Raw genomic sequence first — 19,868 nt, 5'->3', positions numbered from 1 at the left:
CTATTCGTAGCGGATGTCCACCACCGTGAGTTCGATGTCCCCGCGCGGCCGCCGCACCTCGACCGAGTCCCCCACGGCCTTGCGGAGGAGCGCCCGCCCCATGGGGGACTCCACGCTGATGCGCCCGCCCGAGGCGTCAATCTCGTCAGAGCCGACGATCTGATAGGTGCTGCGGCCGCCGTCCTCATCCTCCAGGCTCACCGTCGCCCCGAAGTAGACGTGTGAGCGGTCGGTCTGTTCCGCGGGGGTGACGATGGTGGCGGTGTCCAGGCGCTTCTGGAGGAAGCGGAGGCGGCGGTCGATTTCGCGCAGGCGCTTCTTCCCGTAGATGTACTCGGCGTTCTCGGAGCGGTCGCCCTGGGCGGCGGCGGCGGAGACCTCGGCCGTGACCTTGGGGCGCTCCTCATTGAGGAGGTGGACGAGCTCGCGGTGCAGGCGCTCGGCGCCCGCCCGGGTGAGGTAGCGGCGGAACGGGGCCCGCTCGGCGTCGTCCTCGGTCTCCTCTTCGTTGGCGTGGACATCCTGGGACATGCCTCCTGTATACCGCCGGGGGGTGACAGGGTGCGAAGGGCCCCTGTGCGGGACGTTCACCGGAGAGCGGACGGGACGTTGTCAGAAACGCCCCCATGCGCTCGCCAGTGGAAAGCGTCGCCGAGTTCGGGTAGGAAGCGCCTGCCCCGGGGGCTTCCGGGGTGGTGGCGAAAAATTTAAAAAAGAATAGTGCGAGTCGCTAGCTCAGCTGGTAGAGCACCGGCCTTTTAAGCCGAGGGTCGGGGGTTCGATCCCCCCGCGACTCATGTTGTTGCAGTGAAGCGCGACGTCCCCGTCGTCTAGAGGCCCAGGACGCTGGCCTTTCAAGCCGGTAACACGGGTTCGAATCCCGTCGGGGACATTAGGGCAGCCCCGTAAGTACCCGGAAACACAGGGTACTTACGGGGCTGAACCGTTCATAAGGGTTCGCTGGAGTCCGGTCGATTACGTACGGATTACGTACGCAGATTGCCTGCCGAAATCGCCCTCCCCTTCCCGGCTGGCCGTCGAACGGGAGCCGTACGGTTCCAGTCGTGCTCCAGCAACCGCTGGGCCTCTGCTTGAGCGACAGCCATGTTGGCCCTGAACGCTCCTCCCGCATCCATTGCGGTGGCGGTTCGGTGCCCGTGCAGGGCCGCCCATCTAAAGTCCGGTACCGCAGAGCAGAGGCGGGAGCCCCGTAACCTGGAGGATCGACTCGGAGGTTACGGTATGGTCCGCCTCCGATGGCTCCCCCGCTTCCTCTGACCCCACAGCAGCGACGTGCCACCCTTGAGCAGCTCTCCAGGGACAGGCTGACCAGCCTCTCCGACCACTTCGGGCTCGATGTCGGCGACCGTCGCGTCATCCAGAACCACGTGAACGCCATCATTCGGTCCAGATCCGTGGACTTCGGGGAGCTGCTTGGCCTGCTCAAGCGAGAGGAGCTTCAGGCCATCTGCGAAGCTCTGGGGCTGGACCGCGGTGGCCGTGAGAAGGAGGTTCTCGTCCAGCGCATCCTGAACCTCGGCGCACCCGATGGAGCTGAGCCCCCCCCCGAGGATGCGCCTGTGGCCGACCGGCCCCAAGCGGGAATGCGTAAGCAAGCCCGCCCCGAGAAAAACGGCGGCGATCTCGGTTTCGAGGCTACCCTCTGGCAGGCAGCCGACAAGCTCCGGAACAACCTCGATGCCGCCGAGTACAAGCATGTGGTCCTCGGCCTGATCTTCCTCAAGTACGTCAGCGACGCCTTCGAGGAGCACAAAGCCCAGCTGTTGGCCGAGGCCGACCAGGGTGCCGACCCCGAGGACCCGGACGAGTACCGGGCCGAGAACATATTCTGGGTTCCCAGGGAGGCCCGTTGGTCTCAGCTCCAGGCACAGGCAAAGCAGCCGACTATCGGCAAGCTCGTGGATGACGCCATGGTCGCCATCGAGCGGGACAACCCCAGTCTTAAGAGCGTCCTGCCGAAGGAGTACGCCCGCCCGGGGCTGGACAAGCAGCGCCTCGGCGAACTGATAGACCTGATCGGCAGCATCGGCCTCGGAGACCGGGCGAACCGCAGCAAGGACATCCTCGGCCGGGTCTACGAGTACTTCCTCTCGGAGTTCGCCAGCGCCGAGGGCAAGAAGGGCGGCCAGTTCTACACGCCCCGGTCCGTGGTGAAGCTGCTCGTGGAGATGCTGGCGCCGTACCGAGGCCGGGTGTACGACCCCTGCTGCGGCAGCGGCGGCATGTTCATCCAGAGCGAGAAGTTCGTGGAGGCGCACGGCGGCAAGCTCGGGGACATCAGCATCTTCGGCCAGGAGTCGAACCCCACGACGTGGCGCTTGGCCAAGATGAACCTCGCGATCCGGGGCATCGACGCAAACCTCGGCGCAGAGAACGCCGATAGCTTCCGCCGGGACCAGCACAAGGATTTGAAGGCTGATTACATTCTGGCAAACCCGCCCTTCAACGACAGCGACTGGGGTGGGGAGCGACTCCGCGAGGACGTCCGCTGGAAGTTCGGCGTGCCTCCGGCTGGCAACGCCAACTTCGCCTGGGTGCAGCACTTCATTCACCACTTGGCCCCTACTGGCACGGCCGGATTCGTGCTCGCCAACGGCAGCATGTCCTCAAACCAGAGCGGCGAAGGGGAGATCCGCAGGGCGATAGTCGAAGCTAACCTCGTGGACTGCATGGTGGCCCTGCCCAGCCAGCTCTTCTACTCCACGCAGATTCCGGTTTGCCTCTGGTTCCTCGCCAGGGACAAGAAGAACAACCGACTGCGCGACCGTTGCGGTGAGACCCTCTTCATTGACGCCCGGAAGCTCGGGCGGATGATCGATCGCACTCACCGGGAACTAACCGACGAGGACATCGCCCGAGTGGCAGGCATCTATCGTGCCTGGAGGGGCGACAAGGGCGCCGGCAAGTACGAGGACATAGCTGGCTTCTGTAAGGCAGCTCGACTGGAGAATATCAGCAGCCACGGCTTCGTTCTGACCCCGGGCCGGTACGTGGGCGCCGAGGATGCTCAGGACGAAGACGAGCCGTTCGCCGCGAGGTTCCAGCGGCTGACCTCGACGTTGGCGGCGCAGTTCGCGGAGGGTGCGCGGCTGGAAGCCGAGATCCGGAAACAACTTGGCAAGGTCGCGGAGCAAGGCTGATGGCGGACGTGCGCGCCCTGCATGTGCCTCAACTCAGCCGCCCACTGCCATCGGGGTGGTACTGGGCTAGGCTCGACGATGTGGCTCAGGTCTTCGACTGTCCTCATTCCACCCCGGACCTAACGGATTCTGGGCCATTCGTCGTCCGGTCTCAGGACATCAGGTCTGGGGTGTTCCGACGAGATGGCTGCGCCCGAGTCTCGGAGAGCACGTACCGCGAGCGAGTAGCGCGAGCAGAACCACAGTGGGGCGATCTTCTATACAGCCGAGAAGGCACGTACTTCGGCATCGCGGCCGAGGTTCCAGCCGACGTGCAGGTCTGCCTCGGGCAGCGCATGGTGCTGATTCGGCCGAACTCGAAGGTGATCAATCATCGCATATTGCGGTTCTGGCTGAACTCGCCTGCCATGGCGGCGCACGTTCATGGTTTCCGCGATGGATCCGTCGCAGAGCGATTGAACCTCCCGACTATTCGTGCTCTCGCGATTCTTGTTCCGAGCCGCGCCGAACAGAATGCGATGGCTGAATGCCTCGGCGCCCTCGACGACAAGATCGAGCTGAACCGCCGCATGAACCAGACCCTGGAGACCATGGCCCAGGCGCTGTTCCGGTCCTGGTTCGTGGACTTCGACCCGGTGCGGGCCAAGGCCGCGGGCCGCCAGCCCGAGGGCATGGGGCCGGAGACGGCGGCGCTGTTCCCGTGCCGGTTCGTGGACTCGGAGCTGGGGCCGATTCCGGAGGGGTGGAGAATCATGCCACTGGGCGAATCCTGCGCGGCCATCTTTAGCGGTGGAACCCCAAGCACCCGTGAGCAGCGATTTTGGGGTGGCAAGGTGCCATGGCTGTCGTCTGGAGAGACTCGTCACAGCTTCATCATCGAGACCGAGAAGACTATTACCGAGGAGGCCATCACTGGTTCGAGCACACGGCTGGCAAGATCCGGATCGACGGTCATCGCCAGCGCTGGGCAGGGACACACGCGTGGCCAGACCTCATTCTTGGCCTTCGACTCCTACATCAACCAGTCGGTCGTCGCGGTGGTTGCCGACCCAGCGGTTTCCTCCGACCTGTTCGTGTTCCACGATCTTGCTAGGCGCTACGAGCAGTTCAGACGGCTGTCGGACTCGCACAGCTCGCGAGGGAGTCTCACGACCAAGCTGCTTGCAGACCTGAAAGTGATCATCCCTCCGCGAGACCTCATTACCGCCTTTGACAGAGCGACCGAGCCGCTGGTCGAACAGAACATCAGCAATCTCCGGCAGTCGGTCACCATCTCCCGCCTGCGCGACCTACTCCTTCCCAAGCTCCTCTCCGGGGAGATCCGCGTCCGAGAGGCCGAAGCCCAACTCGCAGCCACCGCCTGACCATGAGCCCGAACCTCACCGAGTCCATCGCAGAGGAGGAGGCGCTCCGGTACTTCGAAGAGCTGGGGTACTCGGTGGTCGTCGCCCAGAAGAATGAGCCGGGTGCCGACCGCGAGGGGCTGGGCGAGGTCATCTTGGCGAGCCGACTCCGGGCCGCCGTCGAGCAGATCAACAAGGGTCTGCCGGCGGCGGCGTTGGACGAGGCCATCCGCAAGGTCATGGTCCAGGAGCATCCATCCCTGGTCCAGGAGAACCGGCGCAACCACCGGCTCCTTGTCGATGGCGTCGAGGTCGAGTACCTCCGAGACGGCCGCGTAGTCGGAGACCGGGTTCGGCTGATCGACTTCGAGAACCCGGAGAACAACGACTGGCTAGTCGTGAGCCAATTCACCGTCGTGGACGCGGGCCACAACCGGCGCCCGGACCTCATCGTCTTCCTCAACGGCATCCCCGTGGCGGTCATCGAGCTGAAGAACGCCGCCGACGAGGACGCCACCATCTGGACGGCCTTCCACCAGCTCCAGACCTACAAGAAGGACCTCCCGTCCCTCTTCCGCTTCAACGAGATCCTTGTCGTCAGCGACGGACTGGAAGCCCGCATCGGTTCGCTGACGGCCAACCGGGAACGTTTCGCGCCCTGGCGCACCATCGACGGCGAGGCGCTTGCGTCCTCGAACCTGCTTGGGCTTGAGGTCCTCGTCCGGGGCGTCTTTGAGAAGCGTCGCCTCCTGGACTTCATCCGGCACTTCGTCGTCTTCGAGGAGGACGGCGCGGAGGTCGTGAAGAAGCTCGCCGGCTACCACCAGTTCCACGCAGTCCAACAGGCAGTGGATGCCACCGTTCAAGCCGCGCGACCGGACGGAGATCGGCGCGTCGGCGTGGTCTGGCACACGCAAGGCAGTGGCAAGAGCCTCACCATGGCCTTCTACAGCGGCAAGGTCATCCTGCATCCAGCCATGCAGAACCCGACGCTGGTGGTTCTCACCGACCGGAACGATCTCGATGACCAGCTCTTCGCTACCTTCAGCCGCTGCCATGAACTACTCCGGCAGAAGCCGGTTCAGGCGGTAGACCGCGCCGACCTCCGGGACAAGCTGCGGGTCAACAGCGGCGGCGTGGTCTTCACGACCGTGCAGAAATTCGCGCCGGAGGAGAAGGGCGACCGGTTCCCGCTGCTCTCGGACCGCCGGAATATCATCGTCGTCGCCGACGAAGCGCACCGGAGCCAGTACGACTTCATCGACGGGTTCGCCCGTCACCTTCGCGACGCCCTCCCCGGAGCCAGCTTCATCGGCTTCACCGGCACGCCCATCGAGACCACGGACAAGAACACCCGGGCGGTGTTCGGCGAGTACATCAGCGTCTACGACATCCAGCGCGCCGTCGAGGACGGCGCCACGGTGCCGATCTACTACGAGGGGCGCCTCGCCAAGTTGGAGCTGAAGGACTCGGAACGTCCCAACATCGACCAAGAGTTCGAGGAGGTCACGGAGGGCGAGGAGGAGGTCCGCCGGGAGCGGCTCAAGAGCAAGTGGGCCCAGCTCGAAGCGGTGGTCGGCACCGAGAAGCGGCTTGCCGTCATCGCCAAGGACCTGGTGCAGCACCTGGAGCACCGGCTGGAGACCATGGAAGGCAAGGCCATGGTGGTCTGCATGAGCCGGCGGATCTGCGTGGACCTCTACCGCGAGCTGACCAAGCTGCGGCCGGAGTGGCACAGCGACGACGACGAGAAGGGCAGCATCAAGGTCGTGATGACCGGCTCGGCGTCGGACCCACTGGACTGGCAGCCACACATCCGCAGCAAGGGGCGCCGCGAGGCGCTCGCGACCCGCTTCAAGAACCCGAAGGACGAGCTGAAGCTGGTCCTCGTCCGGGACATGTGGCTGACCGGGTTCGACGCCCCATGCGTCCACAGCATGTACGTGGACAAGCCGATGCGCGGTCACGGGCTCATGCAGGCCATCGCCCGCGTGAACCGGGTGTTCAGGGACAAGCCGGGCGGTCTCGTCGTGGACTACCTGGGCCTCGCTGATCAGCTCAAGTTCGCCTTGGCCACGTACACGGAGGCCGGTGGCAAGGGCAGCACCGCCATCGACCAGAACGAGGCCGTGGCAGCGATGCTGGCGCGCTTCGAGGTCTGCCAAGCCATGTTCCATGGTCTCGACTACCAGCCGGCGCTCAGCGCGCCGAAGGTGCTGCTCAACCTCCTGCCCACTGCACAGGAGCACATCCTGAAGCAGGAGGACGGGAAGGACCGCTTCGTCCAGACCGTCACCGAGCTGAGCCGCGCGTTCGCGCTGGCAGTGCCACACGAGGACGCTCTTCGGGTTCGCGACGAGGTGGCGTTCTTCCAGGCGGTAAAGGCGGCGCTGGTGAAGCGAGCGGCGGTGGACGCCAAGCCCGAGGAAGACCTCGACCACGCCATCCGACAGATCGTTAGCCGCGCCGTTGCCGCGTCTGAAGAGGTCGTGGACATCTTCCAGGCGGCCGGCCTGAAGAAGCCGGACATCAGCATCCTCTCGGATGAGTTCCTCGCCGAAGTGCGCGGCCTGCCGCAGCGAAACCTGGCCTTGGAGCTGCTCCGGAAGCTCTTGAACGACGAGCTGAAGAAGAGATCGCGGACCAACCTCGTCCAGTCCCGGAACTTCTCGGAGATGCTGGAGCGTGCCGTTCGGTCGTACCGGAATCGGGCAATCGAGACCGCGCAAGTCATCGAAGAATTGATCAAGCTCGCCGAGGAAATGCGCGATGCGCAAGCCCGGGGCGAAAAGCTCGGACTCTCGGATGATGAACTGGCCTTCTATGAGGCTCTCGGCCTGAGCAATGCCGCGCTCCAGTTCATGGGCGAGCCGGTGTTGAAGGCCATGGCCCGAGAGCTAACGGAAATCATCCGCAGAAATGTGACCATCGACTGGACGCAGCGGGAGACTGCGCGGGCGAAGCTCCGAACCCTCGTGAAGCGGTTGCTCCGCAAGTACAAGTACCCGCCGGATCGCCAGGAAGTGGCAATGCAGACGGTGATGGAACAGGCCGAGCGACTATGTGAAACCTGGGCCGAGGACGGGCTACTGGCGGTGTCCGCGACTGTTCCTCCGGACTCCCCTGCCAGTGTGATTCAAATACCGACGCAGGCGTATCAGCACGAGCCGGCGAAGCCACTGATGGCCGCTGAGCCTAGCCCGAAATTGGATATCTCATCGAAGCCCCGCCGCCGGCGGTAGTAGGTGGGCCCAATCCAGCCTTTGCTCAACGTTCAAGCGCTAACGCTACGCCCCTCCAGCGTGTCATCGCAACTACTACGGCGCATGCTTCAGCGGCTCCAATCAACGTGCATATCGTCCACCCGGTTGGCGCGGTGGCCGTCTCCCGTAGCGGGTGCTTGGAGAGCCTGACCATCGTATAATCCCGGTTCAAGTGCGGCCCTGCCCCGGTGGTCGTGGACGATGGAGATGGTCTCCAGATGAAGGCAGGTATGCCTTCCGCAGCATCGCAGCTCGCCATGCCGGCCGATCTAAACCGCCTCGACGAGTCCGCTAAACATCCAGCCCAGCGTGCTCGAAGAAGGAGCGAAGGACGTCGGGACGATGCTGTAGGGCCCGAAATTCCCTTCGCGCCAGGCGCATGAGGTCCGAAATGGCAGGGGGCGTTGCGTTGAGCAATGCCTCCTTCACCACGCCATTGCAGCCCTCCTCTGGGTTGAGGTCAGGAGCGTACGGGGGCAGCCACTCGACGAGGACGTCCTTCGAGTGGCGTTGCAGCCAGGCCCTGACCGCCTTGGAACGGTGCGCCTGAAGGCGGTCCCAGATGATGACGAGCGGACGTCCGAGGCGCCGATGGAAGTACCTCAATGCGGCGATGACTTCCTTGTCGTGGACAGCGCCGACGAAGTGGCGGGCGAACACCTTGGGGCGTTCACGCCCCCGCGGCGCCGTCAGGAGCACGACGCTGGAAATCTCTCGGCGCCTGCTCAGACGCTTGAGGACTCGGACTTGTCCCACCGGCGCCCAGGTGGTGCCCAGGCGGGCCCGAAACGTGTGACCCGTCTCATCCAAGAAGGCAATTGTCCTCCCGCTTCTTCGAGCCCCCTTTTTATTCGAGGCCAATCTCTTCGCACCCAAGCTTCGATGAGCGCATCATCCCGCTCGCTGGCCTGGGAACGAGGGCGGTGCGCGGAGAACCCGAGCCGATGCAGCGGCCTCGTCAGGGAGCGTGGGTGGTACCGCACGCCCCAGCGGTGCTCGATGAGATGTGCGATGCGTGGAAGGGTCCACCGCTCCGTGGGAAAGCCGGCCCTGACAGCGCCGGCATTGAGCGCTCGGGCCACTTGCTTCCACTGCGAGGGGCTCAGCTGCGAGGGACGCCCCTGATGCGGCTTGCGCCGCAGCTTCCTGACACCGCCCTGTGCGAGGGCTTTGCACCATTGAGACACCGCCCCCCGGGTGACACCGCACTCGTCCGCTACGTCGACTGGGCGCCAGCCCGATTTCAGCAGTGAAGCGGCGAACAATCGCCGCTCCTCCATCTGCTCGGGCGTCAGCCTGAATGGCTGCTGCCCCATCACCACCACCCCCTTCATTGGAACAACCGTTCCGGGGTTTAGGGGATTCGTCGAGGCGGTTTAGGTCACGAACACTGCGGCGAGGATGGGCCAGACAACATGACGAATTCCGTCGCGATGGGTCGTACATCCGGGATGCTCGCGTCACGGCACTGAGAGGTCAAGGCGCTGAGCGCCCGCCGATCTCCGGGAAGCGCGCATAGGCCCGCAGGAGCGCGTCCAGATGGGCGGGGTTGTCCAGGTCAAGCGGCGCGTCCGTGAGCTTCACGACCCAGCCGCCTGATGCCGTGCGACGTGCCCGTGAAAGCAGGTCCTCGTCCCGATCCAGGTCCGGGAACCCGATAGCCTGTGCGGCAGTCGCCGACCAGTAGTTCAGCCACCCGAGATAATAGGGAATTTCAGGCGAGCGGATGTGCGCGAAGAGCTTCAGGGCTGGCAGGCCCCGGGGCGGGGACGGCGGCCCTTCCAGCGTGGGAGCAATCTGCTCCGCGATGTCCCCCGACGCGGCGTCCGGAGTAGCGTGCCCCCAGAACGCGCGTGCGCCCTCCGCCACTGCTTCAAGCACATCCATCGCTGCCGCAATAACCGCCGCATCTAGCGGCAACTTCGCATGAACTTGGAGTTGTGACCGACCGCATGGGCTCACATATGCGGATCGTTGGCGCCCGGAAATCATCACGGGGTAACGCTCATCGTTGTTACATACCATCGGGAACCCGCCGCGCGTGGCCTCCTCAGCCAACCACGCATCGCGCCGTGGCAACGCGGCAAGTCGTCGTCTCTCAGTGACTCTCCACTCCAAGCGCAAGCCGGGGAGCGCTTTTTCCATCCCATGGACGGCAGCGAGTGTGCGCTTGTCGTCACCCACAAGCGCAGGCGCATAGGCATTGAGAATGAGAGGGCTTCGAGTGGTCATCGTTTGCATCCCGTTACGACGATCTTGAAGGTGGGATCCTGCTTGAGCAGCGCGAGTCTGTGCGCGCCGGTGCTCACGCCGACAACGAAGTCATATCCACAGGCCAGCGCAGCGTCGCGCTCCTTATTCAATTGCTCGAACTCCTTCTCGATTTCCCGCTCCCGGATAAAGCCATTATATGTGTCAAACCGATGGGTCTTGATCTCCCATAGCACGCGCACGCCGACTTGCAGCGCATCGAAGCGCACGCCATCCACGAGCACGTCCATTCCGGGATAACGGTTAGGCGGAAACTTGTCGGCGCATTCGTTATGCGGGGCATCCTCGCCCGCGTGCGGCACCGGGACGGGTCTGCACTCGGGACGGCGCTCGCGCTCCAGTGGCCCGGTCGGACCTGGAGGAAACCAGTCCTGCCCTGATGGCTCCGGCTTGGTTTTTCGCTTCGCTGAGAGTTCCTGCGAGGCGGGCTTCGTTTGCGGCGCGGGCTCTTCCTTCTCGGAGCTACTCCCTCGCAGTTCATACGCATCTAGCGCTTCCTTGATAGCCGCTCCCACCACCACCACGCCAACGACGATCACCGCGCCCACAACGATCTCGGGGGCAGCCAAGACACAGAGGCCGATTCCCAAGACAGCCGCGTCCGCCGAGGCAACGGCACATCGTCCCGTTTGGTCGTTGAACCGGACCCGATCACGGTCGAGGGCTGCGAAGCACCGCTCGGCAAGCACGGCCCAAGGCTGGGAGGCCTCACGAACAGCGCACTGCCCCCCGTCAGTCCACGGCAGCGTCGCCGCTCGCTGGAGGTTGGCGATCCTCAGGTTCACGTACGCGGGCTCTTTGGGACTCGGGGCCGACGTGGCACAGGCCGAGAGGAGGAGCAGGAGTGCGGCGCATGCTCGGAGTCGCATTGCTTCGTCCTTTCCGTCGAGCCAGCAAGCCATGGGGCAAGGCTGGCCGCAGGTGGAGCATGCCAGCAGCCTCGAATAGCTTGCACATCCGGAACCAACAGAAAATCAACAACTTGGACTCGAAGGAGAGAGAGGGAGCAGCGCCAACGCCAATGGCGGGTGGGCTGGCAGCTCATCGGGCCTACCCATGGATGTATGAGCTATAGGACCCAATGGTGAGCAGACCCGTTCCTGAGGGACCCCAGGCGCGTTCAACTCGGTGACAAGCCAGGTGTGACCACCGTCCTCACTTGTTGCGCGGCGTCTCGCTGATCCAACGGAATCCTCGGCTCTTGACGAGCTCCAACTCCGACGCGTCCCTCCTCACAAGCAGGACCCGCAGCGAGCGATCGCCGAGGAAACCCTCCAGTACCAGCGACTCCGCGTCGGGCCGGGAGTAGTTCAAGATCATCGGCACGTGTCCGTTCTCCATGGCGGACAGCGTGAGCCCTTGCTCCGCGGGGCGCAGGTTCACGCGGTAGCGCATCCAGGCGTCGTTCATGCGCTGAATGGCTCCGTTGTTCGAGGCCTCGAAGACGACTCGCTTCCACCGCGTCGCATCCGTGGCCATTGGGGGCACCTCCTGCCCGCCCCACTCGAACGACTCGACCGTGTAGATGCCGTACAGCTCGGACCGCGGCGCGTCCTCGCCCCACAGTCTCCGGTGCTCGAGCTTCTCCGCCGTCATCGACACCGCACACCAGCCGAGGAACAAGCACTTCACCGTCCGGCGCCCCCACTCCATCCAGGGTGCGGCGAACGGGGTTCGGAGCGTCACCGGTTCGGTGGGGCGATTCAGCACCAGGAAGTCGACCAGCCGCCGGACGTCGGGAACCACCAGGAACACGGCCATCAGCAGCAGGTGCGACGAGCCCATCTTCACCGACACGTCAAAGGCGAAGTTGAGCATCACCACGTTGCTCATGACGCCCACCACCACCAGCGCCCCCAGCGTCGTCGTCCGCCGGAAACACAGCAGCACGCCGCCCAGCACCTCCGCGCCACCCGTGAAGGCGCTGTAGCCCGTCGAGTACCCCATGAAGTCCCACATCAGGCCCATGGGGGACGCATCGCCCATCGGTCGCAACAGCTCGCGGAGTTCGGGGAACCGAAACTGCGTCGCGAAGACCTTGGCCAGGCCATAGGACAGCATGGCGGTGGCCACCATGTAGCGGAGGTAGACGCGGAATCCCTCGTGGAGCCGTGAATCGTCTCCCCGGCACCGGTCGGAGACGGACCACACGAGCGTCACCACCACGGCGGTCACCGCGAACAGCAGCAGCTTCACGTAGTCGAACGTCGTGTCACTCGTCCCTCCGAAGGGAAAGTCCACGATGTCCAGGCCCAGCACCCGCGCGCCCACCCAGGGGATGACCGACTCCCAGAACGCTTGAAGGCGGTCGTGGAGCCAGTCGAACCCCGGAATCAGGTCCAGGGGAAACGGAAAGCCATAAAGGGTCAGGTAGATGAAGGCCCACCGGAACGCGATGCGCTGCCCGACTCCCCATCCCCGTGTGGAGGGAGCCCCCGCTGGCGCCTCGGCCCTGAGCTCCGGCGCAGGTGGAACGGGCGGGCTCGGCTGTGCCTCGGTCGCGTGCATGCTGCGATTCTCGCCAGGTCAGCCCCACCCGCAAAGGCACTTTGCTTGGACCCGTGGGCGGCAAGGGGGTTGTCGCCTGAACGGGCTCAACCGACGCTACGGACAGATGAAGTAGGTGTCCGTGTAATACGGCGTCACCTGCCCCGACTGCCCGATGTATCCCGAGCAGTCGGCGTGCCACGCCCCTGCCCAGGTAGTCTTGGCCGCCTCGTGGTAGTAGGTCCGGTGCTGGCCATACCGCGTCCCGCCACCGGGCTGCTCCGAGCGCTGCTCCACGGTGCTCGTGTCACCCACGGGGAGCCCGGCCTCGGCCTCCGACTCGGCTGCTCCACCGCAAGCGCCGAGAACCAGCGCGGAGAATCCAACGACCCAACGAGACAGCGCCATGCGGGGCTCCTTGTCGTGAGAAGTGATTCGAAGTTGCCGTTGCAAATATATCGAGGCGGCGCGGAGCACGTCCACCCAGGGTGAGGTGTGGACTGCGCCGGGAGCACGGCCCCTGCGAGGCAGGAGGGTTCCCCACCACCTGAGCCACACGTTGCGCACCATGCAGCCCGCTGCACACGCCAGGGACGCGCCCTTCGAGGACACGCCCCAAGGCATCCGCGTTGCAATCCGCGACGCCATGCTTCCACGTCTCCTCCCTGCCCTCCTCCTCGTCACCGTCCCCCTCGCGGCCCGGGCCGATCCCTCGCTCCCCAACGACGAGCGCTGGTTCAGCGTCGGCCCCCTCGTCAGCATTGAACGAATCGCGGATGAGCCAATGGTTGGCCTGGGGCTGGAGGCCACCTTCAACGCGGTGGATGAAATCGGCGCGCTGGGCCTCTTTGGCCAGGGCCAGTGGATGACCGACGGCTATGCCCGGCTTGCCGGCGGCGTCCAGGGCACGCTCCTCTTCACCGGAGTGGAGCTGGGCGTCTACCACCAGACGGGCACGAAGGACTTCCTCCCCACCACCGGCCTGCAAATCGCGCCATACTTCACCTTCGTCTACGCCTCCGTGGGCGTCCGCTTCAACATCCCGCTGAGCAGCAAGGGTGGACATGGCCCGGGTGAGCCGCGCCGCGTCCGGCATGGCTCCGAGGTGGGGCTCGTCCTGACCGGGAAGTTCCCCTTCAAGGTCAGCAATCACAGCACATACAATTCTTCCCTCCGCTGGAGCTGACAACGCATTGAAGGCGAATGGAGGTTGTCCTTTGCGGCCCTTGCGGTGCGTCACGAAGCAGCACTGCAGCGACCGAGCCGCCTCGGCGCAAGTCTGTCCTGCCCCAGCGGAAACCCCTTAGTCTGACATGTCACCAACGCGCGCCACGCCCAGCCCGCAATCGTCCAGGCTCACTGAATTACCAGTTTTACCAGTTTAGATTTGAATTCAAATCAAGACTGGTGCTAGTAAGGCATTGGCTTCGGCCAACCCCGCACAAACAACAGAGGAGTAGTCCATGACGAGGAACGTGAAGCGTTTCCTGGCTGGCTCGCTGCTGTCTCTCACCCCGTCGATCGCCTTCGCCGGGCAGGTCGAGCTCGACTTTCCCGACTTCCTCTCCCAGCGCGGCGAGTACGTCAGCGTCCGCGAGGGCGCGGTGCAGATTCCCGCGCGCAAGGGCCCCTCGGTGGAGTCCGTTGGCCCTGCCGTTGAAGACTTCTTCGTCCTCAACCAGACCGGCGTCGACCTCACCCTGGGCATCCAGATCCTGACGGGGACGCTCAACGGCATCTGGAACACGCACCCCGTGCCCACCGGCACCTATGGTGGCTTCCAGGTCGCCGCCCCCGCCCCCACGCCGATGGTCGTCCAGCAGTACTACTACACGGTCGATCCGGCGAACCCGGCCGGCGCGAAGACCTGTGTCTGGCGGGTGGAGGTCTCCGACGTCGGCGGATCCTGCTCCGCGCAGGTCTTCTTCGGCACCTACGGCGGCGCCACCTGCACCGTCGACGCGGCCCAGTCGGTCATCGACCCGGTGACGTGTCAGACGCAGATCGTCACCAACATGCAGTGAGTTGAACCTCGCACCGCCAGGGCCACTCCGGGAGGCCCCTGGCGGTGCGTGCTCCGACCTCTCGCCGGGCGTGCTCGGCGAGAGGCCGTTGCGTCTCAGCGCGTGGACGCCGTCATCGACGGTCGACGCGGCTCCAGCGGAACGTGAACCCGGCATGACCGGTGGGCGGGCGGCCCCCGCCTCTCAGGCCCAGCGGAAACTCGAGGCCCCCCTCTGCCCGCACTTCCAGGGATGGGCTCAAGCGGAAGCCGATGCCCAGCGAGCCTCCCGGCGCCAGCAGCAGGTTCGCTCCATTGAACCGCCCTTGAAAGGCGGTGAGCGGTCCCGCGAAGGCCCCCGTCAGGGATGCGCCACCGGTGAGCGTCCACGCGCGGCTCAGGCGATAGTCAAACAGCGACTGCGCGCCGAGCCGGAGGTTGACGGGCTCCGTGTAGTTGTTGGTGACGGGCACGTACCAGATTCCCGCGCTCGGAGCGACGGACCATGTCCACCGAGGCTGCTCGATGAGCCGGTGCCGCGTCCCGAGCTCCAGGCCCAGCAACGTGAGGCGACCGCCCCAATCCCAGTTCGCGCCAGCGCCCTTGCGGAAGGTGAGCTCGGGGCTGGGGAGGTACGCCTGCTCCCGCCCATGTTCGAAGGCCAGCGCGTTCAATGAGACGCCGACCTCGGTCATCCCAACGGGGGTGGTCGCGGCGCCGATGTTCCGCGCACCGCTCAGGCAGCCCGGCGCGAGCACGAGCGCCCCCCCTGCCCACAGCACCCGTGTGCAGAATCCTCGCATCATGGAGGCCATGCGAACCGCACCCAGACTGGATGGTGGTCGCTCCCCGCGGGCCGCCGGTCCACCCCTCGCTCCAGCGACGTGAGGCCCTGGGCGAAGACGTAGTCGAGCGGGAGTCCGCCAATCACGGAGTCCACCGTGTCCCCCACGCCCGCCGAGGCCCACTGGAAGTCCCGCGCGGAGAACAGCTTCACCATCTGCCCCTGGCTGCCCGGGTCCGAGGTGTTGAAGTCGCCGGCGATGACCTGCAGCGGCCCCGTCCCCGCCATCGCGTCGATGATGGTCTCCGCCTGGTCCAGCCGCCCGCCCAGCCCGACAATGGGCGTGGCGTTGTGCACCGAGGCCGTCTGGACCCGCGTCCCGCCGATGTCCACCGTGGCGAGCACCGCGATGCGGCGACGCTGGTGGTACGGGTCGTCATGGGGAAGATGGACCTTCCGGTCCGCGACGATGGGCCACCGGCTCAACAGCGCGTTGCCGAAGTCGTCGTCGTCCACCTGCACGGAGGCGGGGTAGTAGACGTAGGTCAGCCCAAGCTCGCTCGCGATGCGGTCAACGGAGGCAGCGTCCATCTCCTGCATCGCGATGACATCCGCCCCCGCGAGCGGCGGCCTCGAGAGCGCCGTGATGGCCTCGGTGACCTGCTCGGCGAAGGCCAGGTTGAACGTCACCACCGTGAGCGAAGCGGGCGCCTCCGCGGCGATGACGTCAGGCGTCCGATGGTCGCCGCTGTACCTGGGGCCAGCCTCATCCGTGTAGTTCTCAGCGAGCGGGCATCCCGTCAGGAAGCCGAGCAGGAGCAGCGCCCATGGTGGCGCGATTCTCGGCCGTCGAGGGGGGCCAGGCTGCCAGACGCCTTCTCTGGCGCGAGGCGACTCGGCCGCGGCGTCGCGTGCGTCGTTGCATTTCAAGGACCGGGGCATCGCGCAACTGAACCGAAAGGCCTCCCGGAGATTCCATCCGCCACGGCCCACGCCGCACCGCTCCCTCCACCGGGCGCAGGGCAACAGAGGGAGTGAACGCCTCGAGGGCGCCGGGCCACTCCGCCTTCGAGACCGACCACGACACCACGCAGACCTCAAGGGCCATTGGCCGCTGCACGCCAGGGACCGTGGCACACGTGAAGTTCGAGGTGAGCCAGTTCATGGGGGACACCGTCTCCGACGACGTCACCTTCAACTGTCCCTACGTGCCTTGAGGCACGGTCGCGGGGCATCAGCGGCCAGGATGCCGCTGACGCCCCGCCCTTCCCGCCTACTTCTTGGAGCTGCGCAGGTACCGGTAGAACTCCGACTCACCGCCCAGGAACAGCGACGTGGAGCCGTCCACCACGTCCGGGTAGGCCTCCAGCGTCCGCATGAACTGGTAGAACTCCGGGTCCCTCCCGAACGCCTCCGCGTAGATTCGCGTCGCCTCGGCGTCCGCCGCGCCGGTGATTTCCTGGGCCTTGCGGTAGGCCTCGGAGCGAATCTCCTTCAGGTCGCGCTCGCGCTGGCCCCGGACCTCCGCCGCGCGGCCCATGCCCTCCGAACGGGAGCGCTCCGCGATGCGCTTGCGCTCGGAGATCATCCGCTCGAACACCTTCACCTGGACCTCGTCCACGTAGTTGATGCGGCGGATCTGCACGTCCACCAGCTCCACGCCGAACTCCTTGACGATCTCCGCGGCCCGCGTGCGGATCTGCCGGGTGAGCTTGTCGCGGCCCTGGGCGACCTTCTCCAGCGACTCGGACCGCTCCGACTCCGCGGTGTATTCGTCGTCCTCGAAGGGGCGGTTGGTGGAGCGGACCGCCTCAATCAACGCGAACGACGCGATGGTGTTGCGCGTCTCACCGTCGATGATGTCGTCGAGCCGCGACTGGGCGTTGCGCTCGTCCCGCAGGCGCTGGAAGAAGCGCAGCGGGTCCACGATGCGCCAGCGGCCGAAGGTGTCCACCCAGATGTACTTCTTGTCCTTGGTGGGGATCTGGTTCGGGTCACCGCGCCAGTCCAGCCAGCGCTTGTCGAAGCGGTTCACCGTGTCCACGAAGGGCACCTTGAAGTGGAGCCCCGGGTCCACGACGGACGCGCCCTTCGGCTCGCCGAAGCGGGTGATGACGGCTTGCTCGTGCTCGCTCAGCGTATAGGTGGCGGAGAAGCCCACTACGACGACCAGGGCGGCCAACACACTCAAGGGAATGGCGAGGCGGCTCATCGGCGGCCCTCCGTCTGGCTCGCGCTCCCGGACACCGCGGGGTCGGTCGCCTGCATGTTCAACAACGGCGTCAGGCCCTTGACGGACTCATCCAGGACGACCTTCTGCCCGGCGCTCCGGAGCACCTGGCTCACGGTCTCCAGGTACATGCGGCGGCGGGTGACGTCCGGCGCCTTGCGGTACTCCTCGTAGACGCGGGCGAAGCGGTCCGCCTCGCCCTTGGCGCGGTTGACGCGCTCGATGGCATAGCCCTCCGCGCCGCGCAGCGCCTCCTCGGCCTCGCCCTTCGCCCGGGGGATGACGCGGTTCAGCTCGGCATAGGCCTCGTTGATGACGCGCTCCTTCTCCTGGATGGCCTGGTTCACCTCGTTGAAGGACGGCTTCACCGGGTCCGGTGGGTTCACGTCCTGGAGGACGACCTGCTGGATGTCCACGCCCGTCTCGTAGCGGTCCGCCAGGTCCTGGAGCAGCAGCTTGGCCTGAGTGGCCACCGCCTGGCGGCCCGTGGTGAGGACCTCGTTCACCGAGTGGTCTCCCACGACGGCCCGCATCGAGGCCTCCGAGATGTCCCGGAGCATGCTCTCCACGTTCTTCACCTTGAAGAGGTACTGGTACGGGTCCTTGATCTTGTACTGGACGATCCACTCCACCACCGCGACGTTCAGGTCACCGGTGAGCATGAGCGATTCACGCTTCATGTCCGACGACGGGGCCGCGTACGCGGAGCCGGAGCGCGGGCCCGAGGACTCCGTGCGGAAGCCGAACTCCGCCTTGAGCTGGCGCTGCACGGGGACCTTCACGATGCGGTCCACCCAGAAGGGCATCCGGAAGTGCGGCCCCGGCTCCACCGTTCCAACGAAGCGGCCCAGCCGGAGGATGACGCCCACTTCATCCGGCTCCACCTGGGCGTAGCTGGTCATCAACCCCACCAGCAGGAACAGGCCGAGCACCGCGAACAGGATGCGGCGGCCCAGGCCTGGCCCGAGCTGCCGTTGGAGTTCACGCAGGACGTCGGACGGATCCTGTCCGCGAGGGTCTGAGTTCATGACACGAGGATTCCAAGCCATCCACCCGTCTTCCCCCGATGCGGCGCCCTCGCGCAAGGGCCCTGGCCGGATTCCGGCGAGGCGGGCACCGCGCGCAGCGCTCATGCGCCCGGCAGCCGCCACCTCGGGTGGTCACTTCGATTGACGCTCCACCGCACGGTCATTAGGGAAGCCGCACCTTTCGCGGAGGAATCCATTGAGTGCCTTGAAGAACCGACGCATCGTGCTCGCATCCCGCCCCGAGGGCCGTCCCACCCGGGAGAACCTCCGCGTCGAGGAGGCGGACGTGCCGGAGCCCGGCGAGGGCCAGGTCCTCCTGCGGGTCCAGTACCTGTCACTGGACCCGTACATGCGCGGCCGGATGAGCGCCGCCAGGTCGTACGCCCCGCCCGTGGAGCTGGGCGCGGTGATGGTCGGCGGCACCGTGGCCCAGGTCATCCGCTCCCGTCACCCCGACTACAAGGAAGGCGACGTCGTCCTCTCCTATTCGGGATGGCAGACCCATGCGGTGGCCAAGGGTGACGGCTTGCGCAAGCTCGACCCGTCGGCGGCCCCCGTCTCCACCGCGCTCGGCGTGCTGGGCATGCCGGGCTTCACCGCCTACTCGGGACTCTTCACCATCGGGCGGCCCCAGCCCGGTGAAACCGTCGTCGTCGCCGCCGCGAGCGGCCCGGTGGGCGCGACGGTGGGACAGCTCGCCAGGCTCAAGGGGGCTCGCGCGGTGGGAATCGCTGGCGGCCCGGACAAGTGCGCCTACGTGCGCGACGAGCTCGGCTTCGACGCCGTCGTGGACCACCGCGCCCCCGACTTCGCCGCGCGCCTGAAGGAGGCCTGCCCCAAGGGCGTGGACGTCTACTTCGAGAACGTGGGCGGCGCCGTCTGGGACGCGGTCTTCCCTCGCCTCAACCCGTTCGCGCGCGTCCCCGTCTGCGGCCTCATCGCGCAGTACAACGCCACGGGCCCCTTCGAGGGCCCGGACCGGCTGCCCATCGTCATGCGCGACGTGTTGTCCAAGAGCCTGACGCTGCGAGGCTTCATCCAGACGGAGTTCCACAGCCAGCTTCCGGACTTCTACCGGGAGATGGGCGCGTGGATTCGCGAGGGGCGCGTCCGCTACCGCGAGGACATCGTCAACGGGCTCGACAACGCGCCGGAGGCCTTCATCGGGCTGCTGGAGGGCCGCAACTTCGGCAAGCTCGTGGTCCGGGTGGACGAAGCGGCCTGACCCCGGACACGGCGGCGAACGCACGCCCGCCTTCGAGCGGCGGGGAGCTGACGGCCGGAGGAGGCTCCCGCGTG

At 66.0% G+C, this 19,868-nt stretch carries 18 protein-coding genes and 2 tRNA genes; 9 read left to right on the top strand and 11 right to left on the bottom strand.

Annotated elements, in window-relative coordinates:
• Positions 1-531, bottom strand: a complete 531-nt coding sequence (gene greB / locus MYMAC_RS15840; protein WP_013939764.1) for a transcription elongation factor GreB — start codon at positions 529-531, stop codon at positions 1-3.
• 193 nt (positions 532-724) lie between these two features.
• Here greB and MYMAC_RS15835 point away from each other — a divergent pair.
• From MYMAC_RS15835 to MYMAC_RS15815, 5 genes are all read left to right on the top strand, one after another.
• A tRNA-Lys gene (locus MYMAC_RS15835) sits at positions 725-797 on the top strand.
• A 22-nt stretch (positions 798-819) separates the two neighbouring features.
• Positions 820-892 (top strand) — tRNA-Glu (locus MYMAC_RS15830).
• 364 nt (positions 893-1,256) lie between these two features.
• Complete coding sequence (locus MYMAC_RS15825; protein WP_095958698.1) at positions 1,257-3,161, top strand: N-6 DNA methylase; 1,905 nt, start codon at positions 1,257-1,259, stop codon at positions 3,159-3,161.
• A complete protein-coding gene (locus tag MYMAC_RS15820) occupies positions 3,161-4,525 on the top strand; it encodes a restriction endonuclease subunit S (protein WP_095958697.1) in 1,365 nt (454 codons plus the stop codon). The genes MYMAC_RS15825 and MYMAC_RS15820 overlap by 1 nt, the downstream gene beginning before the upstream one ends.
• A gap of 2 nt (positions 4,526-4,527) precedes the next feature.
• On the top strand, positions 4,528-7,746 hold the full coding sequence (locus MYMAC_RS15815) for a type I restriction endonuclease subunit R (protein WP_095958696.1): 3,219 nt from the start codon (positions 4,528-4,530) through the stop codon (positions 7,744-7,746).
• A 312-nt stretch (positions 7,747-8,058) separates the two neighbouring features.
• On the opposite strand, the gene MYMAC_RS15810 is transcribed toward MYMAC_RS15815, so the two are convergent.
• The 6 genes from MYMAC_RS15810 to MYMAC_RS15785 all read right to left on the bottom strand — a co-directional run bounded on the left by MYMAC_RS15810 (position 8,059) and on the right by MYMAC_RS15785 (position 12,933).
• Complete coding sequence (locus tag MYMAC_RS15810) at positions 8,059-8,577, bottom strand: transposase (protein WP_157757504.1); 519 nt, start codon at positions 8,575-8,577, stop codon at positions 8,059-8,061.
• On the bottom strand, positions 8,493-9,047 hold the full coding sequence (locus MYMAC_RS15805; protein WP_239989625.1) for an IS630 family transposase: 555 nt from the start codon (positions 9,045-9,047) through the stop codon (positions 8,493-8,495). Before MYMAC_RS15805 ends, MYMAC_RS15810 begins: the two co-directional genes overlap by 85 nt.
• A gap of 196 nt (positions 9,048-9,243) precedes the next feature.
• Complete coding sequence (locus MYMAC_RS15800; RefSeq protein ID WP_095958695.1) at positions 9,244-9,999, bottom strand: DUF5953 family protein; 756 nt, start codon at positions 9,997-9,999, stop codon at positions 9,244-9,246.
• The gene (locus MYMAC_RS15795; protein WP_095958694.1) at positions 9,996-10,907 is read right to left on the bottom strand and encodes a DUF6310 domain-containing protein; all 912 of its coding nucleotides are present in this window, start codon (positions 10,905-10,907) and stop codon (positions 9,996-9,998) included. Before MYMAC_RS15795 ends, MYMAC_RS15800 begins: the two co-directional genes overlap by 4 nt.
• Before the next feature lie 286 nt (positions 10,908-11,193).
• Positions 11,194-12,546 (bottom strand): hypothetical protein, encoded by a 1,353-nt coding sequence (locus tag MYMAC_RS15790; RefSeq protein WP_095958693.1) that lies wholly within the window; start codon positions 12,544-12,546, stop codon positions 11,194-11,196.
• Positions 12,547-12,642: 96 nt separating this feature from the next.
• Entirely contained in the window at positions 12,643-12,933 is a 291-nt protein-coding gene (locus MYMAC_RS15785) for a hypothetical protein (RefSeq protein ID WP_013939760.1), read from the bottom strand.
• A 160-nt stretch (positions 12,934-13,093) separates the two neighbouring features.
• On the opposite strand from MYMAC_RS15785, the gene MYMAC_RS15780 reads away from it, so the two are divergent.
• Complete coding sequence (locus MYMAC_RS15780; protein ID WP_239989556.1) at positions 13,094-13,711, top strand: hypothetical protein; 618 nt, start codon at positions 13,094-13,096, stop codon at positions 13,709-13,711.
• A gap of 277 nt (positions 13,712-13,988) precedes the next feature.
• The gene (locus tag MYMAC_RS15775; protein WP_095958691.1) at positions 13,989-14,549 is read left to right on the top strand and encodes a hypothetical protein; all 561 of its coding nucleotides are present in this window, start codon (positions 13,989-13,991) and stop codon (positions 14,547-14,549) included.
• A 112-nt stretch (positions 14,550-14,661) separates the two neighbouring features.
• Here the strand turns inward: MYMAC_RS15775 and MYMAC_RS15770 are convergent, their stop codons facing one another.
• Positions 14,662-15,309, bottom strand: a complete 648-nt coding sequence (locus tag MYMAC_RS15770; RefSeq protein ID WP_239989555.1) for a hypothetical protein — start codon at positions 15,307-15,309, stop codon at positions 14,662-14,664.
• Positions 15,310-15,329: 20 nt separating this feature from the next.
• Complete coding sequence (locus tag MYMAC_RS15765; protein WP_239989554.1) at positions 15,330-16,004, bottom strand: endonuclease/exonuclease/phosphatase family protein; 675 nt, start codon at positions 16,002-16,004, stop codon at positions 15,330-15,332.
• Positions 16,005-16,345: 341 nt separating this feature from the next.
• Between MYMAC_RS15765 and MYMAC_RS15760 the strand changes: the two genes are divergently transcribed.
• Complete coding sequence (locus tag MYMAC_RS15760; RefSeq protein ID WP_095958689.1) at positions 16,346-16,528, top strand: hypothetical protein; 183 nt, start codon at positions 16,346-16,348, stop codon at positions 16,526-16,528.
• Positions 16,529-16,584: 56 nt separating this feature from the next.
• Here the strand turns inward: MYMAC_RS15760 and hflC are convergent, their stop codons facing one another.
• A complete protein-coding gene (hflC, locus tag MYMAC_RS15755; protein ID WP_013939754.1) occupies positions 16,585-17,523 on the bottom strand; it encodes a protease modulator HflC in 939 nt (312 codons plus the stop codon).
• The gene (gene hflK, locus MYMAC_RS15750; RefSeq protein WP_013939753.1) at positions 17,520-18,569 is read right to left on the bottom strand and encodes an FtsH protease activity modulator HflK; all 1,050 of its coding nucleotides are present in this window, start codon (positions 18,567-18,569) and stop codon (positions 17,520-17,522) included. The genes hflC and hflK overlap by 4 nt, the downstream gene beginning before the upstream one ends.
• Before the next feature lie 205 nt (positions 18,570-18,774).
• On the opposite strand from hflK, the gene MYMAC_RS15745 reads away from it, so the two are divergent.
• The gene (locus MYMAC_RS15745; RefSeq protein WP_013939752.1) at positions 18,775-19,794 is read left to right on the top strand and encodes an NADP-dependent oxidoreductase; all 1,020 of its coding nucleotides are present in this window, start codon (positions 18,775-18,777) and stop codon (positions 19,792-19,794) included.
• Positions 19,795-19,868 lie beyond the last annotated feature (74 nt).

The sequence above is a fragment of the Corallococcus macrosporus DSM 14697 genome (assembly GCF_002305895.1).
GTDB classification, from domain to species: Bacteria; Myxococcota; Myxococcia; order Myxococcales; family Myxococcaceae; genus Myxococcus; species Myxococcus macrosporus.
Note: the sequence above shows the minus strand (reverse complement) of the source record. Positions and strands in the feature narration are given on the sequence as shown.

Excerpts from the sequence above, each read along its gene's own strand:
- hflC (WP_013939754.1), bottom strand. The coding sequence starts at position 17,523 with ATGAGCCGCCTCGCCATTCCCTTGAGTGTGTTGGCCGCCCTGGTCGTC.
- hflK (WP_013939753.1), bottom strand. The coding sequence starts at position 18,569 with ATGAACTCAGACCCTCGCGGACAGGATCCGTCCGACGTCCTGCGTGAA.
- MYMAC_RS15820 (WP_095958697.1), top strand. The coding sequence starts at position 3,161 with ATGGCGGACGTGCGCGCCCTGCATGTGCCTCAACTCAGCCGCCCACTG.
- MYMAC_RS15795 (WP_095958694.1), bottom strand. The coding sequence starts at position 10,907 with ATGCGACTCCGAGCATGCGCCGCACTCCTGCTCCTCCTCTCGGCCTGT.
- MYMAC_RS15805 (WP_239989625.1), bottom strand. The coding sequence starts at position 9,047 with ATGGAGGAGCGGCGATTGTTCGCCGCTTCACTGCTGAAATCGGGCTGG.
- MYMAC_RS15815 (WP_095958696.1), top strand. The coding sequence starts at position 4,528 with ATGAGCCCGAACCTCACCGAGTCCATCGCAGAGGAGGAGGCGCTCCGG.
- MYMAC_RS15825 (WP_095958698.1), top strand. The coding sequence starts at position 1,257 with ATGGCTCCCCCGCTTCCTCTGACCCCACAGCAGCGACGTGCCACCCTT.
- MYMAC_RS15790 (WP_095958693.1), bottom strand. The coding sequence starts at position 12,546 with ATGCACGCGACCGAGGCACAGCCGAGCCCGCCCGTTCCACCTGCGCCG.
- MYMAC_RS15775 (WP_095958691.1), top strand. The coding sequence starts at position 13,989 with ATGACGAGGAACGTGAAGCGTTTCCTGGCTGGCTCGCTGCTGTCTCTC.
- MYMAC_RS15785 (WP_013939760.1), bottom strand. The coding sequence starts at position 12,933 with ATGGCGCTGTCTCGTTGGGTCGTTGGATTCTCCGCGCTGGTTCTCGGC.
- MYMAC_RS15780 (WP_239989556.1), top strand. The coding sequence starts at position 13,094 with ATGCAGCCCGCTGCACACGCCAGGGACGCGCCCTTCGAGGACACGCCC.
- MYMAC_RS15800 (WP_095958695.1), bottom strand. The coding sequence starts at position 9,999 with ATGACCACTCGAAGCCCTCTCATTCTCAATGCCTATGCGCCTGCGCTT.
- greB (WP_013939764.1), bottom strand. The coding sequence starts at position 531 with ATGTCCCAGGATGTCCACGCCAACGAAGAGGAGACCGAGGACGACGCC.